This window comes from Parablautia sp. Marseille-Q6255 (genome assembly GCF_951230155.1).
Classification (GTDB): Bacteria; Bacillota; Clostridia; order Lachnospirales; family Lachnospiraceae; genus Choladousia.
In genome coordinates, this window is sequence record NZ_CATNVD010000015.1 from 50,551 (window position 1) to 68,881 (window position 18,331).

The window sequence follows — 18,331 nt, forward strand, 5'->3', positions numbered from 1 at the left end:
CATTTCTAAACAAATCTTTTTCCTTATGCGTCCTAAAAGGTGTTTTATACAACAACTTCTATTCCGTATCCCCCCTTTTTCCATATGCCTCTGAACCAAATTTTTGGATTCTGCTTTTTAGTTCCTGCAAATCTCTCCTATCTGTCGTGATTAAATCTTTTTCTAACTGACTTGCTTTAAATTCCACAACCAGATTGTTATTATTGGTAGAGATCAGACCATTTCCCCTTTCAAAATGGACGATTGCGTTCAGTTCCGCTTCTGACAGATCCAGTTCCTCCCGTATCCGCTCCGCCTCAGCATTTTCCATATTTAAAATAATCTTCGTCTTTGCATTGTTGAGAATCCCACGCCCAAGCTTTCCACCTTTTAATGCAAAGAAATCCACCAAATCCTGTGTTGCACACACTGCCGATCCGCCATATGCCCGGATTACCTTAAAGATTTCCAGTAAATATTCTCCAGCAAGTTCATTAGATGCTAAAAGTTTCCATGCCTCATCAACAAAAATTGCTTTTTCCACTGTCCGATCCTCTTTGGCCTTTGTCCATACAAAATCAAGGGCAACAAACATCCCAATGAGAAGATCCCCGGACAATTCTGAAATATCAAGTACCACATATTTATTATTCAGATCCACATTGGTCTGCTGATTAAAGCTAGAGGCAGAACCATTTACCAGGCGGTTTAAAATATTTGCCATTCTCCGGCATTCTTGCTTTCTTAGCAACACCTCGTATAAATCCCCCAAGATCGGCATTCTGCGATAGCACCCCGGATGACCTGGATCTTCAAGGCTTTGGTTGTCATGCGTGATTCCTTTTTCCATATACGCAATTACAAGCGCTTCATCCAAAAGCTGCTTTTCCTCATGTGTCATATCTGGTATCAGAAGACTAAAAAAAATATGAAGGCTCTGGATTTTCAGGGCAAGTGCAGAACGTTCTGTGTAACCATCTAAAAGATCACTGGTTGCCGTATCTGTTGGACGTATCTCCATAACATTAATGCAGTTTGAAGACGCCGGAGAAATCTGGATAAAGGTGCCTCCGATATTGCTACAGGCTCTGGAAAATTCATGGCCCTTATCCGGTGAAATGATAAAAACCTGAATTCCTTTGCGTCGCATTCGAAGTGCCATAAGCTGCATCGTAAAGGTCTTGCCTGCTCCAGATGTTCCCATAATAGCAATATTGGCATTTTTATAGATCTGCGTATTAAAAATATCTACGATCACAAGTGAGCTATTTGCTTTATTTACTCCCATCATAATACCGTCTTTATCTGACATCTCATAAGATGCAAACGGATAACAGGCTGCCAGACCGGAGGTCAGCACATTTCTCTTGGAACGCTCGTAAATATTTTTATCCAGGAAAAGCAGCGGAAGGGAAGATAAAAATCCCTGTTCTTCGCGGAAAATGCAGGTTGAAGTACCAATATCCTGAGAGTTTAAGAGCTTTGTCATTTCTTTTGCTCTCCACTCAACCTCTTTTGCACTATATCCGGTAACAGTAATCAGAATACTCATATAGTAAAACTCTTCACTGCCTCCAAGCCCACGTTTTAAATAATAACCCGAACGAATGGATTCGCTCAGATTATCAAAATCACTGTTCGTATCATAGGTATCTTTAATCTTTGAACGGTTCAACCGGATTCTCCTCCCAATACGATCCATACTTTTTACCTTATCCTGTTTGAATACAAAAATATCCACATCAATCCCTTCCCCGGCGTTGATGAGCAGCGACAGCCATCCTGCCGGAACTCGGGTCCGATATTTTTGCGATGGAATGAACAGATAGGTATGATATACCCCGTCAATTACCGTGTAATTCCTGCTGCGAAATTCTATTGTTTTCGGTGCAATCAACTCTGTTATGGGAATTAGCTTTATACTATCCTCTCCATTTTCTTCCAGATAATAATCCCGCACTTTACGAATTCGTTCATCAAAGCTTATGCTTCTGGCTGTCTGCCGATTTAACATCTGGTAAAGTGTTTCTGCCAGAAATCTGGTTTCATTTTCATGTTCCAAAACCACATTGCCACATAAGGCCATATATTTCTTTGCTGTCTGGACAACAGATTTCATATACAGGAATACATCTTTTTCTTCCGGATTCTTATTCCCATGATAAGATTGATACTCAAAGACCATGAAAAAACGTCTGGTAATTGCTTCCTTGGCGCTCAATGTCTGAATCAGCCGGGCATAGTCCTCCTGAAGGAGACGGCATCGTTCATCCGTCTCCTTTTCGGCTTCCTGCCAGATATTTTCCAGATATTCTTGAATATCTGCCTTTTTTGATACCACTTTAAATTGAATTTTTACTGGCGCGATTTTCAAATAGGACATAAAAGAAAAAATGATATTTCTCTGCTCCGTTGGCGAACGCAGCAAAAAATTGATTGGCAAAACCTCTACAAATTTCACATAACGGTTATCTGTAGTCCGGATAATTCCATGTTGTATTTGACGTATCGGGAGATAAGAAGACGCCCAGGTAAGTGGCAGAAGATCCAATTCTTTTGTCCTTTCCTGTACTTTTTCCCTTTTTGCCGCAGGTTTCTCAGCTTTTTGCGATTCATCCTGCTCCGGTATCTGGACCAGCTCCTTTTTCAGAATCCGTACTTCCAATTCCTGTTCTTTGATTCTGTGGTACTCCCTTTTTTCGTCTTCCTTTCGCCTCCATTCCGCTTCTTTCCTCTTCATCTGGTACTGTTTTCGTTCCTCACGGTGTTTTTTCCTTGAATTCCTCAGTTCTTCTTTTTCGTCTTTTTTCGCCTGTTTCAATCTCCGTTTCAATTCTTTGACTTCGCTTCCGATTTCTGACACCTCCCTGCTTTTTTCTCTTTTGTTCCCGGCGTTGCTGTTTTTTCTGTTTTTTCAAAATTCTCCTGCTCCGCTTTAACCGATACTGGCCGTTTGGGACTGTAAGAACCCGGCGTCTCACAAGGTACTGGATGAAATGAAAAACAAACGAAAAAATGCTCTCACCCTGAACACCAATTACTGCAAAAATGGCAGTGGGGAGAATCAGGATGACTCCTGCATATATCCGTCCTCTTACACTTAGTTTCATCGCCATCAAGAGTTGAAACAATAAAAAAACCAGAAGTACTGCTTCCACAGCATTTCTAGTTTCTACTCTTCCTGACAAAATCGTTCCCTCTTTTGCAAAATTGGGCGGTATGGTATAAATGTCTGTATGTTCTTTCCCTGACATATTACCCCTCCTGCATCGCTTTTTTATTCATATTTGTTTTGTTTTCTGCGCAGTAATATAATTCCTGCTGCACAAATCACACAAATACCACCAAACAAAAATACAATTTTTTTCTTACCTGTTTCTGGCATTTTACGCTCCTCCTTTCCTGTCATTTTTTCTTTCGATACGTCCCGCTCTTTCTTTTCGGAATTCGTTGTTTCCTGCTTCTCCCCCAGTTTAGTATCCTGTAGTTTTTTGTGTACCACAACTTTCATTACCCGGATATCTTTTGCCGGAATAAAAACAGCCTGATCGGAAAATTTGGTTACATAGTTCTCTCCATTTTCACTGGCCTTTACCGATTGAATCAAATACTCTCCGCTGTTTACAGCAACATTTTTACTGTAAAAGTCCTGTTCACTCAGCTGTACTTTTTTCTGCAATCCACTTTTCTCTTCCAGTACCAATGAAATTGTGCCGTGAAAATCTTCAAATACTTCTGCACGAATCGCGATCACAGCAGGTATTTGCTCTGTACCGGTATAGTTTTCTTCCAGTTTTTCTCTCTTTTGGTCATCTGTTTTTTGGATTACAGAACCATCTTCCCCAAACTGGACATATTTTCCGGCAGGATTGACTGAATCATACGCCCACGTTCCGGTAATCTTTGTTCCATCATCCTGATAAGCATATCCATCCTGCCATTGGGTAATGACAGGCAGTTCCCCAGCCTTCCCTTTTACAGAAACTGGTAACAGAAGCAATATCCCCATAAACATCCAAATTCCAAAACCAAACCTCTTTTTTGTCTGCATGTCTTTCCTCCCTGTTATTTCCCGATGATCCAAAACGCCCCTTCTGCTAAATCCCGTCCATAAGAAGTGATCGTCTCTACGCTGTAGACCTTACCTGTACGCTCACGGCTGGCACAATCGGCAATCGTAATATATCCGTCTCTGGTTACTCCAGTCAAAACAATAAAGTGCCCGCTGCCGCTTCCAGTGATCGTGTACGCTTCACAGATTTCTACCACCATCTTTCCCTCTTTTAAGGACTGTACCACATATCCCATCCGATCCTTTCCCACACGTTCACAGGTAAGTCCCCAGTGATGGGCAGCATTGGTCGGAAAAGAATGTGCGGTTCCTACGCCACTTACATATTCACCATTTGAAATGGAGTACGCACAGGTCATCTGCGGATTTACTGTCTGTCCGGTCAGAGTAGAGATTACAATTGCCATGGATGTGGGACCGCACCCCGCCGCACCAATTGTACTGGTGCCATAAGGCATACTTCCCCAGGGTTCCTCTCCCTGATTGTAATATACAACCCGTCTCTGGCAGTTCTCTACCGTATCATACGTGATGATATCTCCCGAAGCATCAATATTTCCAAAATAAGAATCTCCTGCCCCACTTCCTCCGGTTATAAAATCCGTCCATCTGAACAGTGAGAAAAATCCATTTCTTAATGCTTCTATCCCATCCTGCATCAGTTCCAATACACGGATAATCAGATTAAAGGTTCCTTCATTTGTGACAAATCGGTACTGATAACCATTCACACTGTTGTTTGGCTGTGCATTCAGCATCAGGGCAAGGGTATATTCCACGCGTTTTGCCTGCACAGGCTGGTTTTCTTCCCAGACATTCCCACCCTCAGCCAAAAGCTGGTCGTAAATTGCCTTTTCTATTTCCATCCGGCCATTTTCTGTCTGGGTGTAGTATATCGTCTGGACAGATTCTGTTTCTTTTTCATCCGTAACCGACCAGGAAAACAGACGGTCAAGGTTTTGCTCCACCTCTTCTTTTAATATTTCATATGCCCGTTGTACTTCACCATCCGTCTCGGAAGATTCTCCGGTATCTGCAGGAACTGTCCGTTGTTCCTGTATGCTTACATACCCCAGTACTTTTTTTACATAATCCTGTGTTTCTTTATAAGGTGGAATCTGATACCCATATTCGACTACCGCATTTGGTCCTGCATTATAAGCAGCAATGGCAAGTTCCAGTCCGTTTGAATAATTCCTGAACTGCTCAATATTCTGGGCAATATATTTTGCCCCTCCCATGATATTCTGGTATGGATCATAAGGGTCTGAAACACCCAATCCAGCCGCTGTTGACGGCATAAGCTGCATAATACCGATTGCTCCTGCCCCTGACACCACGTTTGGGATAAATTCAGATTCTACCTTCGCCATTGCAATCAATAGCGCAGCCGGAACATTATAGGTGCGTGCCGCCTCATGAAAATACGCATCATACGGACTGCTTAAATTTGTCGACATATCAAGCCCAAGGCTGTTTTCATATCCAAGAAAAGAATCCAGCGTCCCGCGATCACAGTTTTCTGCCAGCATAACGGCCAGATAATGGCTGATATTGCGTTTTAGCTTCGTTTCATACTCATCTACTACTACCAGCTCATGTTCTGCATAGTGAGCTGCCTGATCTGCCTGGATTTCCTGTAAATTCCTGTCCCTCTCCCCTACAAGAAGTGCATGAATTTCCTTCGCATATGATTCCTTTTCCATGACCAATTCCACCCTTGCCCTTAGATTGGACATTTGTGCTGACTGGGCTTCATTTGCAAAAGAATCTGCATCCGCAAATCCTAAAAACGTAAGTATAATCCCTATCAAGTTCGCAATAATAAACATCCAGAGGAAAAGAAATAAAAAAATACCGACAACGATTTTCCAAAATATCTTACTGGAAACCAAAGCGCCAACCACGGTTCCTAAAGGACCTGCCAACGCTGTTCCTGTTGCTGCGCCGGCAGCCGCCATTCCTCCTTGCGCAGCTGCACTGACCGCATAGGCAGCCTGCGCAGTATGGGCCGCAATATTCACACTGTTCTCCAATGGGGAAGAATCTGTCCCGTTTTCCTGCATATTCTCACCCCCTAATACATCCTGTTACTATCCTTCGTGCTTCTGTGTTCCTGATTCTTCGGCAGATCCCTGCGCGATTTAGGAACCTCCCATGATCCGCGGGATGCTTGTCCATCTTCCTGTGCTTTCGTATCTCCGGAAGGTATGCAACCGGCCGATAATGGATTCATTTGACCCTCCGGCTGTTCTTCTGGCTCCTCTAGCCCTTCCATTTCTGCAGAAAATTCTTCCGACTTTTCTGCTTTAAATGTCGGTTCACCGGATAGCAGCTCTCCTCCCATAGAAGGATTTCCGTTTTCATTTTGTTCGGAGTATTCTCCACCAAAAAATCCTTTTTCTTCTGATGCCGCATTTTCATTCTGCACAGAGGAATCCGTAGTAGCTGCAGCGTCCATATAATTGAAAGAGGCTCTCGGCATTTGCTCAAAATCACCGTCATCTTCTAAAGCATTGGTAGCTGCATCTGATAAATCCTGATTTCCGTATAATTCAAGCCCTTCCGTTTCAAATCCGGCTCCCAGTTCTTCAAACATGTCATTTTGGGTACCAGATAGTTCGGTACTGTGTATTGCCCCTTCCGCACCTGCTGCCATTTCTGTATTTCGTCCAGTTCCTATACCGCTTCTACTTGCTAATGTTGTATTCCCATATACATCACCGGCTGCTCCAGAAGAAACACCTTCACGTTCTATGCCGCTACTCATACTTTCTATGGTATTACCCTCCAGTTCCATAGCCACATCTTCCACTCCGTCTACAATGTTCTCTTCTACAGGATAATCGCCAATTTCACTGATGATCCCAGCATCGCTTCCTGTATAGCCCGTTTGTGCAACAGATTCTGCTGACATCATTGCTTCCGCTATAGGATCCTCACTATTTTCTATTTGGTTGAACTCGATTTCGGTTTGAACCGATCCGTCTCCTGTCTGAATCGATCCAGTTTGTTCCAATCCACCTTCGACTCCATTCAACTCGCTCCCTGATTGAGCTAATTCATGTCCAGCTTCCTCCTCATATCCAGGAATTGTGCTGTATCCTATTTCCATAGGTGTATCTTCCTGTCCAGGAAGCGGATTATTTGAGGAATCTATTGCAGCATCACTTTCAACTTGATCCATTCTTCCAATTCCAGCTCCCATATCTGACTGAACACCCGTATCGCTTTCCTGAGCAGATGCGCTTGCTTCCGCAGTGATCCCAAGTTCATCCAACACACCTGTTTCTGCCGGCTGATCTGTATAGTCACTGCCTTCTCCATAACCATTTTCGGATGGCGGAGTGTCAAAATCTTCGGAAACGGTATCTGCCATATTCATCGACTGTTTTGGTTCCTCTCCTGGTGTCATCGGAATCGGACCAGCAAACTCCTCTGTCATACCGCCGGACGTAGCTGCCTGTGAGGTTTCTCCACCTTCCGGAGAGCCTCCTCCGTTTGTAGAATCTCCACCCTTCCCGATTTGAGAAAAAATTCTGCTTGCTGCCATGATAAGTCCCATTGCACCCATTCCAGCAGAAGGACGTCCCAAATTAACCCCGAGAGAAGCCATATAAGAGTCTAGTTTAAATGTAATTTTGCAAAATCCAACCAGACAAAGTGTCGCCACAAAAAATTTTGTAAATCCGTAGGTAGAAGCCATCATATTTCCATACCCGGATAAGAACATTTTCATACACCATGCGTTCAAAATGATCAAAACCATCTGTCCTCCGAACATTTTTGCCCACGATCCAAGAATGTTGTTGGTCGCTTTGGAACCTCCGGTAGAGAATGCCAATGGCGCTGTATAAGAAAACACGCCAAGCAGGACATACCTTTCCGCGATCACAAATAACATTTTGAAGTAATTCCATGCTACTACAAACTGCATGATCAACATTAAAAGAGCAATACTCAAAGAACCAATTCCCAGTGTTTCTGTAACGCCTTCCAATGCAGAAACAAAACCGGAGAAACTTTCTACTTTAATTTCCGTCCCAACTACCCACTGGTACGGCGTACCAGCAATGCGTAAAATATAATTTACAAGCGGTTTCGCTGCTATTACAAAAAATAGAGAAATTGCAGAACGGATCAGTAATTCTATCGGCTCTTCTCCATTTACGCTTTTTCCAAACATGGACTTAAAAAGCTGCCATACTAAAATCAAAAGCAGTATGGCAATTCCCATGGGAACAATAACATTTTGATAAAGGACAGTAACAACAGAAAACAGTTCCTCAAACAAAGACAGGTTGCAGGAAAGAAGTTCTGTAAACATTTCTGTTACCAGTTCCATCATATCAACGATGAACTGTGAACAGATTTCTCTGATCCCTTCAAGTAAAAGTTCTAATAACCACCCCATCCGTTGTATATCCTAAAGGATATCCTCCTTTCCATTGCCGGGAGAGCACCGGCTGTATTTTTGTTTACATTTAACCTGCAAACATAGCCTTTGGAATTATCTTTTCGAGATATGTTACAATTGCACCCAAAGTCATCAGAGCTGCCCAGCAGATGACAATTCGTTTCAACCAGGAACGGGATTCATCCACGGTTCTCCCTGATTTTGAAAAGTTCATTAAAAACAGGCATACTGCCGCGCATACAACAGCTGCCACCGTTGCAATTCCTGCTACGTCTGTATATACGGTCTGCATAGCGGTTTTGGCAGTGCCAAAAATATCAGATGCCAAAACCGGCATTCCTGCTGCCGTCACGAATGTTACTGTCATAAAGGCAAGAAATGCAAGACGGGGAACCAACACAAACCGATGATTCCCCGCCTCTAAAGTCCTTATATCTGTTTTCTTACTCCTTTTCTTTGCTGCCAATCAATCACCTCCTCTCTTCTAAAATGCAGAAAAAAAGACAATCCCTTTCAGGACTGTCTCACTTTATAAAATTCTGCGGCTCTCCATGCATGTCTTTCGCATGCACAAAACTTTACGCTACCATTGTATAAATTTTAAAGTCATATGTCAATATCGTCTCAGTCGCAATCATGTCCGCTAAAGTCGCAATTCTATCTACGACTATATTCTTATAACAAATAAAAAATCTACAGTGCCCGAATCCCCAATCCAACATTGACAATTAAAAATCACTTCCTTATTCCATCTTCTTTTTCAACAAGTCCATAAGTTGGGGATGAAGTAACATATCTCTAATACAATACCCATAAGTACTGTTTCTTTTGCTAGCCCCCTCTAATTTCTGGAAAAGCCACGAATTATCCTAACAATCCGTGGCTTCCCAGACTCATATTTCTTTACTCTTCCATATCATCTATATATAATAAATATATCAACAATAAAGTACTGTATATAGTATTTCATTTTTTATTATATGGAAATTTTTTAATGCAAACAAGAATCCGATATACAAACTCCTGATAAAGATCTTCATCGAATTTTCCATCCACAAATGCATATTTAATCATCAATGGTCGGTACATTTCAATTATTTTCATCATAGCCTCTTTATCTTCCTTCCGTGCCCGAAAGAAAAGTTCTTCAAATCCCATTGTTTCTGCCTCCTAAAATTATCCGTATTTTTTTGATTGCATTGTAATATGTATTCTCTACCTTTTTTTGTTTTATGTTCAGCATACTACTGATTTCTTCAAAGCTTTTCAAATACAAAATCCTTAACAGTAAAATCTCTTTCTGATCCTTATTAAGACCAGATACAGCCCGATATATTTTGGAGTTGCTGATCTGATCCAATAACAGTTGAATCTGTAACACCTCTTGTCCTAAATTTTCCGATAATTTCTCAACCTGCTGCAAAATATCATCCATTCCCTCCTCGTTCACGTCTTCATTTTCAAACAATATTACTTCACTGTTTCTAATTTTTGTCCTTTTTTCCAAATATTCACTTTTTGTATATTTTATGGATGCCTTTACATATGCACTGAACTGGTTTAATAAGTCTTTTTCTTCTACGTTCATTTTTATTCTCCTTTTTGATTTTTTTTGATTGGATTTCAAAAAGGAGGTGAACGTACCTTACATGGTTTCTTTATAAGTTTTACTGTTTTTAATTGCAAATTTTGACTGAAATATTGATAACTTTTCATATTCCGACAAGCAAAAAAAATAGCTGCCAGAAATAATTTCTGACAGCTTTTGGGACTCAATTTTATTCTTTTTTCCTCGCCTGCTATATCAATTTTGATCAGTCCCTCGACTCCCAGAACAACCAATTTGCCTTAAAATATAACTATTATTTTCGGTTAAATTGCCGGGAGGCTTTTGTATACTGAGTTTATTTCAGTTTAATCATTATATATTATATCAGATATTCGTCTTATATCTCCCACCTTTTTATATATTTTAAACAATATATTTTTTCTTATATTTCTGTTTCTGAACTTCTTTTTTGTAAGAATTCTTCAATATCACCATCAAATGCTTCCATCTCATCCAATACTATTGTTTCAATTTTTTCAAAATCAAAATCAATTTGTTCTGATGTCATTGCCTTCTCCTGTTCTTGTTCAATGTATTCTGTCAACTTTTCCTTTGAAATCCCTTTTGTGAAACAAAAACCACATTCTGGACAAATTCGATTTTTCTTTGAAATTAACGTATGACACTTCGGACATTCTTTTTTTATTGCACCTCTAAATAAAAGTAAAACTGCATATCCTGCAAAGAGCATTGTACCTCCTGCTGCAAAAAACACGCCATAATGCCCGTTACCAGCTATAAACCACCAGCCCAAAAACTGCATAATGGCTATACCACATAAAATTTGCATCCTCTTACTTTTCATTTATAGCTTAGTCTCCTTTCCCAAAAACTCAAACATCTGGTAATTTCTTTTCATTAGTTCTATTTCTGCTTGTTCTGCTGAAGATCTATCTGCTCTCACTTCCACAAAATGTCTATCCTTCTTCTGTTCTTCTATCATAGAAATTTCGCCATTTTTCTTTTTACTTGGCGAAAAAAAAAGATTACTTTCACCTTCAGATAGATCACCATTTTCTTTCCCCCAGTATGCAAGGACAGCTTTTACAATATACCGGGCTTTTTTGCGTCCACAAGCATTCAGGAAAGCACATACCTTCCTATGATTTTCGTCTGTCTCGTCAAACTTTAAATTAAATCGGTACGGATCCTGTTTGCTCATCTGCCTCCACCTCCTCTTTACATTCTATTTTGTATTGCATCCTATATCCTTTAGCATTTGCCATTGTATCATTGATGATAAAATATTCTCCTCGGTATTTTTTCCATACTTCTTGGATAAATTCTGATAATAAAATTGCTCCTCCACCAACAAACACGGTCTGAGTTGTTTTAAAGTCAATCCCAAGTTCCCGGAAAATACCAAGAAGCTCTATTACATGCTTTCCTGCAATTTCTTTCACACGTTCCTGTAAGTCTAAAGAGAGCTGCATTTTCTTACCCATTATGATATTATCAATATCCGTTTCTTCTAATAAGACACTATACCTCTGCCGAATTCCTGCTTTGATTAGACGATACATTTTTATTACCCCTTCTTCCAGTGAGTCTACATAACTCGGTTCCAGGCATCCGTAACGCAAAATCATATAATCCACTGTAAAACCGCCAATATCAATAACAAGTACTTTGGGATAAGTAAACAGTCGTTTTTGCCCAGCTACAAGACAATACGCTGCATATGCCTGTATATAAACCCGCACATCAGAGAATACAATTTTATACCAGTTGTTTTTATAAGCGAAAGAAATAATCTCACCGTCACGGTAAAAATATTCGTAAAATGTCCTGCGCTGCCTACCGTAGTGCGCCGGCGGCAATCCCACCAGTAGTTTTACATCAATCAGTCCACTAGGAATCATTTTTTCCTGCATTTCATTTTTTTCAAATTCTTTTGCAATAGCAAACAAAGTTAAAACAAAATATCTATCGTCTTCCGTTTTGTCTTCCATGTAAGAAAGCCTTCTACTCGTAATCCTGTAATACTGCCCGTCATAGGTAAGAACATCTTCCTGCTCCCCTGGCATTTGATCCAACACTTCTACTCCTGCATGAAATTCGGTTGTTTCCGTTTTCACCATTTTATTTCCTGTATCTACTGCAATAATCATATAGTTTCAGTCTCCTTTCTCTCTAAGCGTCTTTCTATACATTTTCTATGTGTCCTTGCACTTTCACTATAGTTTTTACGATAAATCTGTGTCAACAGTATCCAAAAATTTTATTTTTCTTCATAATTCTCTTGAAATTGCTCCAGTAATCGAATATCTTCACTTTCGTACCCCCACAAGATACCGCTTACTGCCTCAAATGCCTTTTCCCTCCAACGAAAATAGGTTGCTCTATGTATGCGTGTAAAATTTGGAAAATGCGGTTCTAATTTGTCCAAAATTTCCTCTATATTTTCCGCCTTATAAGCCGACAGATAACTATAATACAGAACCCAATAATAACGTTCTCCATTTGGATGATAATTCCGCATCAATTCAACTGCTTCATCAATCAATTTCAAAAATTTATTTGAACGATTAATCGATTCTATTCTCTCCTTTTCTCCAGAAAGATCCTGGTTAATATCCATTCCAGCCTGATACATACTATCTAAAAATGAATCTACATCTGTACCATATTCTAGCTGAAACCGATGTTTCACCTGATTTATTTTTATCTGCATTCGCCAGTTTACAGCACGATAAATTTTAAAAAGTGCTGCAACATTATGATAATTTTTATTTTCCTGACCTTTATACTCTTCTGTTATAATTCCAGACTTTCCCATTTTTATTTCTTGTCCTTTCCGGCATTTGACTTCCATTTTTTCTGGTATAATTGCTCCATAATCTCATCCTCCTGCTTTCCCTGAACAATACAGCAGTATAAAATAAGCAAAAGAACTATTATCACCAAGATAATACCTGCAATTATCATATTCTCCTCCCATTCTTCATTAAAATAATCTTCTTTGTTTGTCCTCTAACAAAAAGAAGTAAAAAAATTATTTTTTCTGTAAAATAAAAAAAGATTATAACAGTCACTAAAATGAACTATTATAATCTCTACATAATAAAACAAAAAATGCAAATAAATTACCTACGGCAAACGTCGAATGACTTCCTGATAAGCAATTTCTGTTCTCTCATCAAACAGAACCCATATAATCGTGTCCATCTCTCCTACGTGTTCTTGCATGAATTCGTATGCTACACCAACGGCAATTTCAGCCGCCAACTTTACAGGAAAACCATATACCCCTGTTGAAATAGAAGGAAATGCTATAGAACGAATTCCATAGTCAATCGCGAGCTGCAAACTATTTTGATAGCAAAATGCCAGAAAGCTCCGCTCATTTTGCTCACCACCTTGCCAAACCGATCCCGGTGTATGTATTATATACTCACATGGCAAACAGTATGCCTTCGTAATCTTCGCTTCGCCAGTCCTGCATCCATGAAGTGTTCGGCACTCCTCAAGAAGCTTCGGACCTGCTGCTCTATGAATCGCTCCGTCAACACCACCCCCTCCAAGTAGGCTGGTATTGGCAGCATTTACAATCGCTTCCACCGTATCAATTTTTGTAATATCGCCACGTATTGCTCGAATCATGTCACTCTTAATACTCCAGTCCTTTTAAATTTATTTACAGTTCAAAAATAATACTGCTCTCATGACACTATTACTTTATACCTAATACTAATATGAATGTCAAATATTTAATGATACGTGCGTTTCTCAGATAAAAAATTTGTTTCTAATTAATAAACATTAATCAGAGAGAAAGGCTGAGGCAATTACTGACTCAATCTTTCTCTCTGCTGGTAAACGAATGCATATAGCACTTGCATTTGTATTTATCTTTTTTAAATAGTATTCATTAAAATCTGCTCTTTTTGCGTAACAAATCTAGTAGCGTAACAATATCATTCGCTCTCTTGCAATCTGTTTTCATTATGTCCAGTCCATATATATTGTATCATTCATCACCATTCGACACTATATGTTGTTCTCTGACATTTCTCTATTATATCACTCCACTGACGTCCGGAAAGCACATAGCGAAGCGGATATCCACCTGATCCCTGTCTTTCATTACCGAATTGATCTCACCGCCTATATAGCGGGCAGGCTTTTCAATACTCAGCAGTATTTCATCATTTAATGCAAGTTTTCTCATATATCTCCTTTCGATTTTTGCAGCATGCTTACAAAAAATCCGTTGTTCTTTCCTTAATCTCTTAAAAACAGACGGTTTTGGTATATTTGATACTTTTTGCTGTGAAATAAAAGAACTTATTTTTAAACGGTATATAAACCCAAAATATTATATCCTTATTATGAAAGGAATTCAAGCAAATCTTTCTTCACGACATACGCATGATGGGGCCGCATGATGGGGCATTGGTCGCCAGTGCCGACCGCCTAACGCCGATCGAGCCGGTGGGCGAAACGTTTCCCCAACCTTCCGATTTTCCTTTCACTATCTATAACACTGAGCAGAGGAATTTTGCCGAATTTTTGAGAAAAATTTTTCAAAAAGTTTTTCTTACTTCCAAGTACGCCGGATTTGCAAAAATGCCAAAGAGAAGAAAAAGAAAAACGCTATAATCCAAAAGTGATTACAGCGTGTTCGATCATATAAATTCAATTTTTATTTAAGGATTTTAATTCAGATTATTTTCTCCCCATTGTTTCATAAATTCTAAGACAGGCATAAAACTTTTGCCAAGTTCGGTCAATGAATATTCTACTCTGGGTGGGACTTCCTTGTAATCAAAACGGGAAATAAAACCGTCTGCTTCCAGTTCCCTCAACTGCTTTGTCAGAGAGGATTCTGTTATATCTCCGATATGTCGGCGTAGTTCTCCAAACCGTTGTATATTTTGAAATCCAATATAATAAAGTATTTCAATTTTCCATTTTCCGCCTAAGATTTTTTGAATTGTAGAAACAGTAGCACAGCGCTCAATCGACATTTGGCTTTTCTTCATGTATTAACCCTCCAATCCACTACAATATACCATTCTTACAATCAAAAATCAATGTACTATAAAAAAGTACAGTACTTTTCAAACAAGTGTACAGCGATATAATGAGGATAGCAAGGAAGAAAGGAGAAATTTTCATGCACTATACAGGAACGATTTGGCGGCCTCCTTATGAAGCATCCTCACTGCTTTTGGAAGCAACGGCAGGCTGTACACATCATCAATGTAAATTCTGCACTTTATATGACGATTTACCGTTTAAGTTCAGAATGACACCTATGGAAGATATTGAAGCCGATTTAAAAGAAGCTAAAGGACAATTTCGTATATGGATTGGTCATAAAATATCCCGTACTTTTTTAACAGGTGCAAATCCTTTTGTCTTAAAGGCTTCCCGTTTAATTGAAATTTCAGACCTGATACGGCGGTATTTTCCAACGAATCAATCAATCGGGTGCTTTTCAAGAATTACAGATATTACATTAAAAACAGACGAGGAACTTTTGCAGTTAAAAAATGCAGGATATGATGGCTTGACGATTGGAATTGAAACGGGTGATGACGAAGCCTTAACTTTTATGCACAAGGGATACACTTCAAATGATATTGTCCTCCAATGTCAGCGTTTGGATAGAGCAGGTATCAGCTATAACTTTTTCTATCTTACAGGAGTATCCGGTGCAGGAAAAGGAGAGGCAGGAGCAAAAAAAACAGCAGAAGTATGCAATCAACTGAACCCTCAAATCATAGGTGCAAATATGCTTACCATTTATCAAAGTTCTGAGTTATATCAGGAAATTCAAAAAGATAATTGGAAAGAGGAACAGGAAATTGAGAAATACAGGGAATTGAAAACTTTAGTCGAACATTTGAACATTCCTGTCTGGTTTGCCGCCGGAGGTGCTTCAAATGCTATTTCGATTCAAGGTACACTGCCAAGAGATACCAAGAAAGTTATTTCTGTATTGGAACGAATTATTAGCAGTGTTGATGAAAATGAACTGCGAGATTATAGAAAAAATCTCCGGCATTTATAAAGGAGGAATCCAATATTGCATTTTACAGGAAGAACATGGCGACCACCTTATGAAGCAAGTTCCTTTATTGTACAAGTAACGTCCGGTTGTACACATAACAAATGCAGTTTTTGCAGCCTGTATAAAAATGAATGCTTCCGTATGTCGCCATTAGAAGAATTTAAAGAGGACTTAGCAGAGTTGGCAAGTTATCAACCTACTGCAAGACGTATTTTTTTAACAGGTGCAAATCCTTTTGTAATGAGTTATGAAAATTTAGCAGAACGGGCATTGCTTATTCATGACTATCTTGTAGAATGTCAGACGATTGCTATGTTTTCCAGTATTCGTGATATAAAAAATAAAAAGGTATGGCAGTTAAGAAGGCTCCGCAGTTTAGGCATTAACGGAATCAGTATTGGTACAGAATCGGGCGATAACAGCACTCTGCTTTTAGCAAATAAGGGCTACACTGCAAAGGACTTGATTGAGCAATGCAGAAAATTAGATGAAGCAGGGATTGAATACTATTTTGTATATATGACAGGACTTGCCGGAAAAGGAAACGGTTATCGAAATGCTGTCAATAGTGCGAAAGTATTCAGTAAAGTAAATCCGCGTTTTATTTCCATAGATTCATTAACACTATTCCCCGATACAGAATTGTATCGAATGGCACAGGAAAGAAAATTTATTCCTGCGGGAGAAAAAGAGCGGTTAGAAGAATTACAGACATTTATTAAGCATTTGCAGATACGAACCCATTTATTTGCAAACTCTGTTTCTAATTTTTATCCAACCACTGCTTTTCTCCCAAAAGGACGTGATAGAATCGTAAGTGAACTGCAATATATCATAGATACAGTCAGCGAAGAAGAAATGCAGGAATACAGAAGGAATCTTCATACGCTAGGATAATGTTAATATGCCGTCCAGCGGTAAAAAAACCGTTGTTGTTGCGGCAGAGTTTTCATGCGCTCAATCGTGAGGTGGAATCTGAAGGAAGTCGGATGGCAACTCTCTGGTCTGACGAACAGAAATCACATGAGGTTATTCTAAGAATTTCCGAGTCTAAACATCCGAAGAATTTTATTCATCACTTTGTAGTCATTTTATGCAACTTACCCTCCTGAATCTCCAAAACCTCATCTGCTTCATCTGCCAACTGTTTACTATGTGTCACCACAATCACACATTTTCCCAACTCATGGGCTGTCTTCTTCAACAGTTCTATAATCTCTTCTGCCGTATCCTCGTCCAAATTTCCGGATGGTTCGTCAGCCAAAAGCACCTTAGCTTCACTGGCAAGCGCTCTTGCTATGGCACCCCTCTGCTGCTGTCCTCCGGAAAGCTGTAGGACATTCCGCTTCCATCCCTCCTCTGGAATCCCTACTTCCCGCAAAAGTTTTGTTGCATTATTCTCTCCTCCCAGTTTTACATTTTCCTCTGCTGTCAGATAATCAATAAGGTTATAGTTCTGAAATACCAGGGAAATATGGTGTCTGCGATGATAATTTAACCCTTTTTTCTGAATATCCTCTCCCTCATATTTCACTTTTCCAGATACAGGATTATCAAGCCCAGCTAATAAGGAAAGAAAAGTGGTCTTTCCAGAACCGCTGGAACCTACAATCGCATAAAATTTTCCCTCCTCAAAAGATACGGACACATTTTTTAAAACCATAGTGTCACGTTTTGACTTATAGGAATAGATTATATTTTTCGCTTCCAAGATCATTTTATTTCCTCCTAACTCATTTCGCTTAAAATCTCTTTTGGTTTTTTTCTGAATATCAGAATTCCTGCTGCTGATATGGACAATACAAGCAAAATTCCTATGCTTGCCACATCGGCAAACAGCATCAGAGGTGTCAGCTTTGTTTGCACTTGCGTTACAGTCAGTTCAGTATCCTGATAGTATTCATCTACACCAACTTTTCCCTCGTCTGCCTGCTTCTGAAGCTTTTTCTGTTCTGTTTGCTGTCCCACCAAATAATCTGCCGATACATTGGAAACTGTCGGAGCGAGAACAAAAGAAAGCAGAACTGCAGCCACACTAATGATTAATGCTTCCAGTAATATCTGTATTTTCACTTTATGAAGCCTTTGAACCTATTTGCCTAAAAAAGAAGATCCAGCTTATTCCGGACTTCACTTCCGAAAGCTATCCTCTTTTACATACGGATTCTCAACGACTTTTTCAACTTCTTTCCATTTACATGGATAATGCCATTTCGTATTCACCGGAAGGCGGTC

20 protein-coding genes are annotated in these 18,331 nt (G+C 39.6%); 2 read left to right on the forward strand and 18 right to left on the reverse strand.

The genetic code is table 11. The features are described from left to right. Positions 1–58: 58 nt before the first annotated feature. The 16 genes from QOX44_RS12620 to QOX44_RS12695 all read right to left on the reverse strand — a co-directional run bounded on the left by QOX44_RS12620 (position 59) and on the right by QOX44_RS12695 (position 15,062). Positions 59–2,719: a VirB4 family type IV secretion system protein gene (locus QOX44_RS12620; RefSeq protein ID WP_283683471.1), complete on the reverse strand. Its 2,661-nt coding sequence runs from the start codon at positions 2,717–2,719 to the stop codon at positions 59–61. 19 nt (positions 2,720–2,738) lie between these two features. After that, positions 2,739–2,897, reverse strand: a complete 159-nt coding sequence (locus QOX44_RS12625; RefSeq protein WP_283683472.1) for a hypothetical protein — start codon at positions 2,895–2,897, stop codon at positions 2,739–2,741. A gap of 359 nt (positions 2,898–3,256) precedes the next feature. Further along, positions 3,257–4,030: an LPXTG cell wall anchor domain-containing protein gene (locus tag QOX44_RS12630; RefSeq protein WP_283683473.1), complete on the reverse strand. Its 774-nt coding sequence runs from the start codon at positions 4,028–4,030 to the stop codon at positions 3,257–3,259. A 14-nt stretch (positions 4,031–4,044) separates the two neighbouring features. Beyond that, entirely contained in the window at positions 4,045–6,117 is a 2,073-nt protein-coding gene (locus QOX44_RS12635) for a transglycosylase SLT domain-containing protein (protein WP_283683474.1), read from the reverse strand. Positions 6,118–6,128: 11 nt separating this feature from the next. Beyond that, complete coding sequence (locus tag QOX44_RS12640; RefSeq protein ID WP_283683475.1) at positions 6,129–8,465, reverse strand: hypothetical protein; 2,337 nt, start codon at positions 8,463–8,465, stop codon at positions 6,129–6,131. A 70-nt stretch (positions 8,466–8,535) separates the two neighbouring features. Continuing rightward, entirely contained in the window at positions 8,536–8,934 is a 399-nt protein-coding gene (locus QOX44_RS12645; RefSeq protein WP_283683476.1) for a hypothetical protein, read from the reverse strand. A 500-nt stretch (positions 8,935–9,434) separates the two neighbouring features. Then, the gene (locus tag QOX44_RS12650) at positions 9,435–9,626 is read right to left on the reverse strand and encodes a helix-turn-helix domain-containing protein (RefSeq protein WP_283683477.1); all 192 of its coding nucleotides are present in this window, start codon (positions 9,624–9,626) and stop codon (positions 9,435–9,437) included. Further along, positions 9,616–10,056 carry a sigma factor-like helix-turn-helix DNA-binding protein gene (locus QOX44_RS12655; RefSeq protein ID WP_283683478.1) on the reverse strand — a complete coding sequence of 147 codons (441 nt, stop codon included), beginning with the start codon at positions 10,054–10,056 and terminating at the stop codon, positions 9,616–9,618. The genes QOX44_RS12650 and QOX44_RS12655 overlap by 11 nt, the downstream gene beginning before the upstream one ends. 403 nt (positions 10,057–10,459) lie before the next feature. Further along, the gene (locus QOX44_RS12660; protein WP_283683479.1) at positions 10,460–10,882 is read right to left on the reverse strand and encodes a hypothetical protein; all 423 of its coding nucleotides are present in this window, start codon (positions 10,880–10,882) and stop codon (positions 10,460–10,462) included. Then, a complete protein-coding gene (locus tag QOX44_RS12665; protein WP_283683480.1) occupies positions 10,883–11,239 on the reverse strand; it encodes a hypothetical protein in 357 nt (118 codons plus the stop codon). Then, positions 11,211–12,188: a ParM/StbA family protein gene (locus QOX44_RS12670; protein ID WP_283683481.1), complete on the reverse strand. Its 978-nt coding sequence runs from the start codon at positions 12,186–12,188 to the stop codon at positions 11,211–11,213. Before QOX44_RS12670 ends, QOX44_RS12665 begins: the two co-directional genes overlap by 29 nt. Positions 12,189–12,298: 110 nt before the next feature. Continuing rightward, on the reverse strand, positions 12,299–12,856 hold the full coding sequence (locus QOX44_RS12675; RefSeq protein WP_283683482.1) for a hypothetical protein: 558 nt from the start codon (positions 12,854–12,856) through the stop codon (positions 12,299–12,301). A 2-nt stretch (positions 12,857–12,858) separates the two neighbouring features. Next, positions 12,859–13,005: a hypothetical protein gene (locus QOX44_RS12680; protein ID WP_283683484.1), complete on the reverse strand. Its 147-nt coding sequence runs from the start codon at positions 13,003–13,005 to the stop codon at positions 12,859–12,861. Positions 13,006–13,167: 162 nt separating this feature from the next. Then, on the reverse strand, positions 13,168–13,680 hold the full coding sequence (locus QOX44_RS12685) for an O-acetyl-ADP-ribose deacetylase (protein WP_283683486.1): 513 nt from the start codon (positions 13,678–13,680) through the stop codon (positions 13,168–13,170). Positions 13,681–14,095: 415 nt separating this feature from the next. Beyond that, positions 14,096–14,248, reverse strand: a complete 153-nt coding sequence (locus tag QOX44_RS12690) for a hypothetical protein (RefSeq protein ID WP_283683592.1) — start codon at positions 14,246–14,248, stop codon at positions 14,096–14,098. 487 nt (positions 14,249–14,735) lie between these two features. Then, positions 14,736–15,062, reverse strand: a complete 327-nt coding sequence (locus tag QOX44_RS12695; RefSeq protein WP_022268433.1) for a winged helix-turn-helix transcriptional regulator — start codon at positions 15,060–15,062, stop codon at positions 14,736–14,738. Positions 15,063–15,196: 134 nt separating this feature from the next. Here QOX44_RS12695 and QOX44_RS12700 point away from each other — a divergent pair, with 134 nt between their 5' ends. Then, positions 15,197–16,096 (forward strand): radical SAM protein, encoded by a 900-nt coding sequence (locus tag QOX44_RS12700; protein ID WP_283683489.1) that lies wholly within the window; start codon positions 15,197–15,199, stop codon positions 16,094–16,096. Positions 16,097–16,111: 15 nt separating this feature from the next. Continuing rightward, positions 16,112–16,993, forward strand: coding sequence for a radical SAM protein (locus QOX44_RS12705; RefSeq protein WP_283683491.1), 882 nt, complete (start codon positions 16,112–16,114; stop codon positions 16,991–16,993). 178 nt (positions 16,994–17,171) lie between these two features. On the opposite strand, the gene QOX44_RS12710 is transcribed toward QOX44_RS12705, so the two are convergent. Continuing rightward, a complete protein-coding gene (locus tag QOX44_RS12710) occupies positions 17,172–17,813 on the reverse strand; it encodes an ABC transporter ATP-binding protein (RefSeq protein ID WP_283683493.1) in 642 nt (213 codons plus the stop codon). A gap of 11 nt (positions 17,814–17,824) precedes the next feature. Continuing rightward, positions 17,825–18,169, reverse strand: coding sequence for a hypothetical protein (locus tag QOX44_RS12715; RefSeq protein WP_283683495.1), 345 nt, complete (start codon positions 18,167–18,169; stop codon positions 17,825–17,827). Between the last annotated feature and the right edge of the window lie 162 nt (positions 18,170–18,331).

What these genes read in the sequence shown, in the direction of transcription:
- QOX44_RS12655 (WP_283683478.1), bottom strand. Translation starts at nt 10,056, where the DNA reads ATGAACGTAGAAGAAAAAGACTTATTAAACCAGTTCAGTGCATATGTA.
- QOX44_RS12670 (WP_283683481.1), bottom strand. Translation starts at nt 12,188, where the DNA reads ATGATTATTGCAGTAGATACAGGAAATAAAATGGTGAAAACGGAAACA.
- QOX44_RS12680 (WP_283683484.1), bottom strand. Translation starts at nt 13,005, where the DNA reads ATGATAATTGCAGGTATTATCTTGGTGATAATAGTTCTTTTGCTTATT.
- QOX44_RS12700 (WP_283683489.1), top strand. Translation starts at nt 15,197, where the DNA reads ATGCACTATACAGGAACGATTTGGCGGCCTCCTTATGAAGCATCCTCA.
- QOX44_RS12620 (WP_283683471.1), bottom strand. Translation starts at nt 2,719, where the DNA reads ATGAAGAGGAAAGAAGCGGAATGGAGGCGAAAGGAAGACGAAAAAAGG.
- QOX44_RS12650 (WP_283683477.1), bottom strand. Translation starts at nt 9,626, where the DNA reads ATGGGATTTGAAGAACTTTTCTTTCGGGCACGGAAGGAAGATAAAGAG.
- QOX44_RS12675 (WP_283683482.1), bottom strand. Translation starts at nt 12,856, where the DNA reads ATGGGAAAGTCTGGAATTATAACAGAAGAGTATAAAGGTCAGGAAAAT.
- QOX44_RS12660 (WP_283683479.1), bottom strand. Translation starts at nt 10,882, where the DNA reads ATGAAAAGTAAGAGGATGCAAATTTTATGTGGTATAGCCATTATGCAG.
- QOX44_RS12695 (WP_022268433.1), bottom strand. Translation starts at nt 15,062, where the DNA reads ATGAAGAAAAGCCAAATGTCGATTGAGCGCTGTGCTACTGTTTCTACA.
- QOX44_RS12630 (WP_283683473.1), bottom strand. Translation starts at nt 4,030, where the DNA reads ATGCAGACAAAAAAGAGGTTTGGTTTTGGAATTTGGATGTTTATGGGG.
- QOX44_RS12685 (WP_283683486.1), bottom strand. Translation starts at nt 13,680, where the DNA reads ATGATTCGAGCAATACGTGGCGATATTACAAAAATTGATACGGTGGAA.
- QOX44_RS12640 (WP_283683475.1), bottom strand. Translation starts at nt 8,465, where the DNA reads ATGGGGTGGTTATTAGAACTTTTACTTGAAGGGATCAGAGAAATCTGT.
- QOX44_RS12635 (WP_283683474.1), bottom strand. Translation starts at nt 6,117, where the DNA reads ATGCAGGAAAACGGGACAGATTCTTCCCCATTGGAGAACAGTGTGAAT.
- QOX44_RS12710 (WP_283683493.1), bottom strand. Translation starts at nt 17,813, where the DNA reads ATGATCTTGGAAGCGAAAAATATAATCTATTCCTATAAGTCAAAACGT.
- QOX44_RS12690 (WP_283683592.1), bottom strand. Translation starts at nt 14,248, where the DNA reads ATGAGAAAACTTGCATTAAATGATGAAATACTGCTGAGTATTGAAAAG.
- QOX44_RS12665 (WP_283683480.1), bottom strand. Translation starts at nt 11,239, where the DNA reads ATGAGCAAACAGGATCCGTACCGATTTAATTTAAAGTTTGACGAGACA.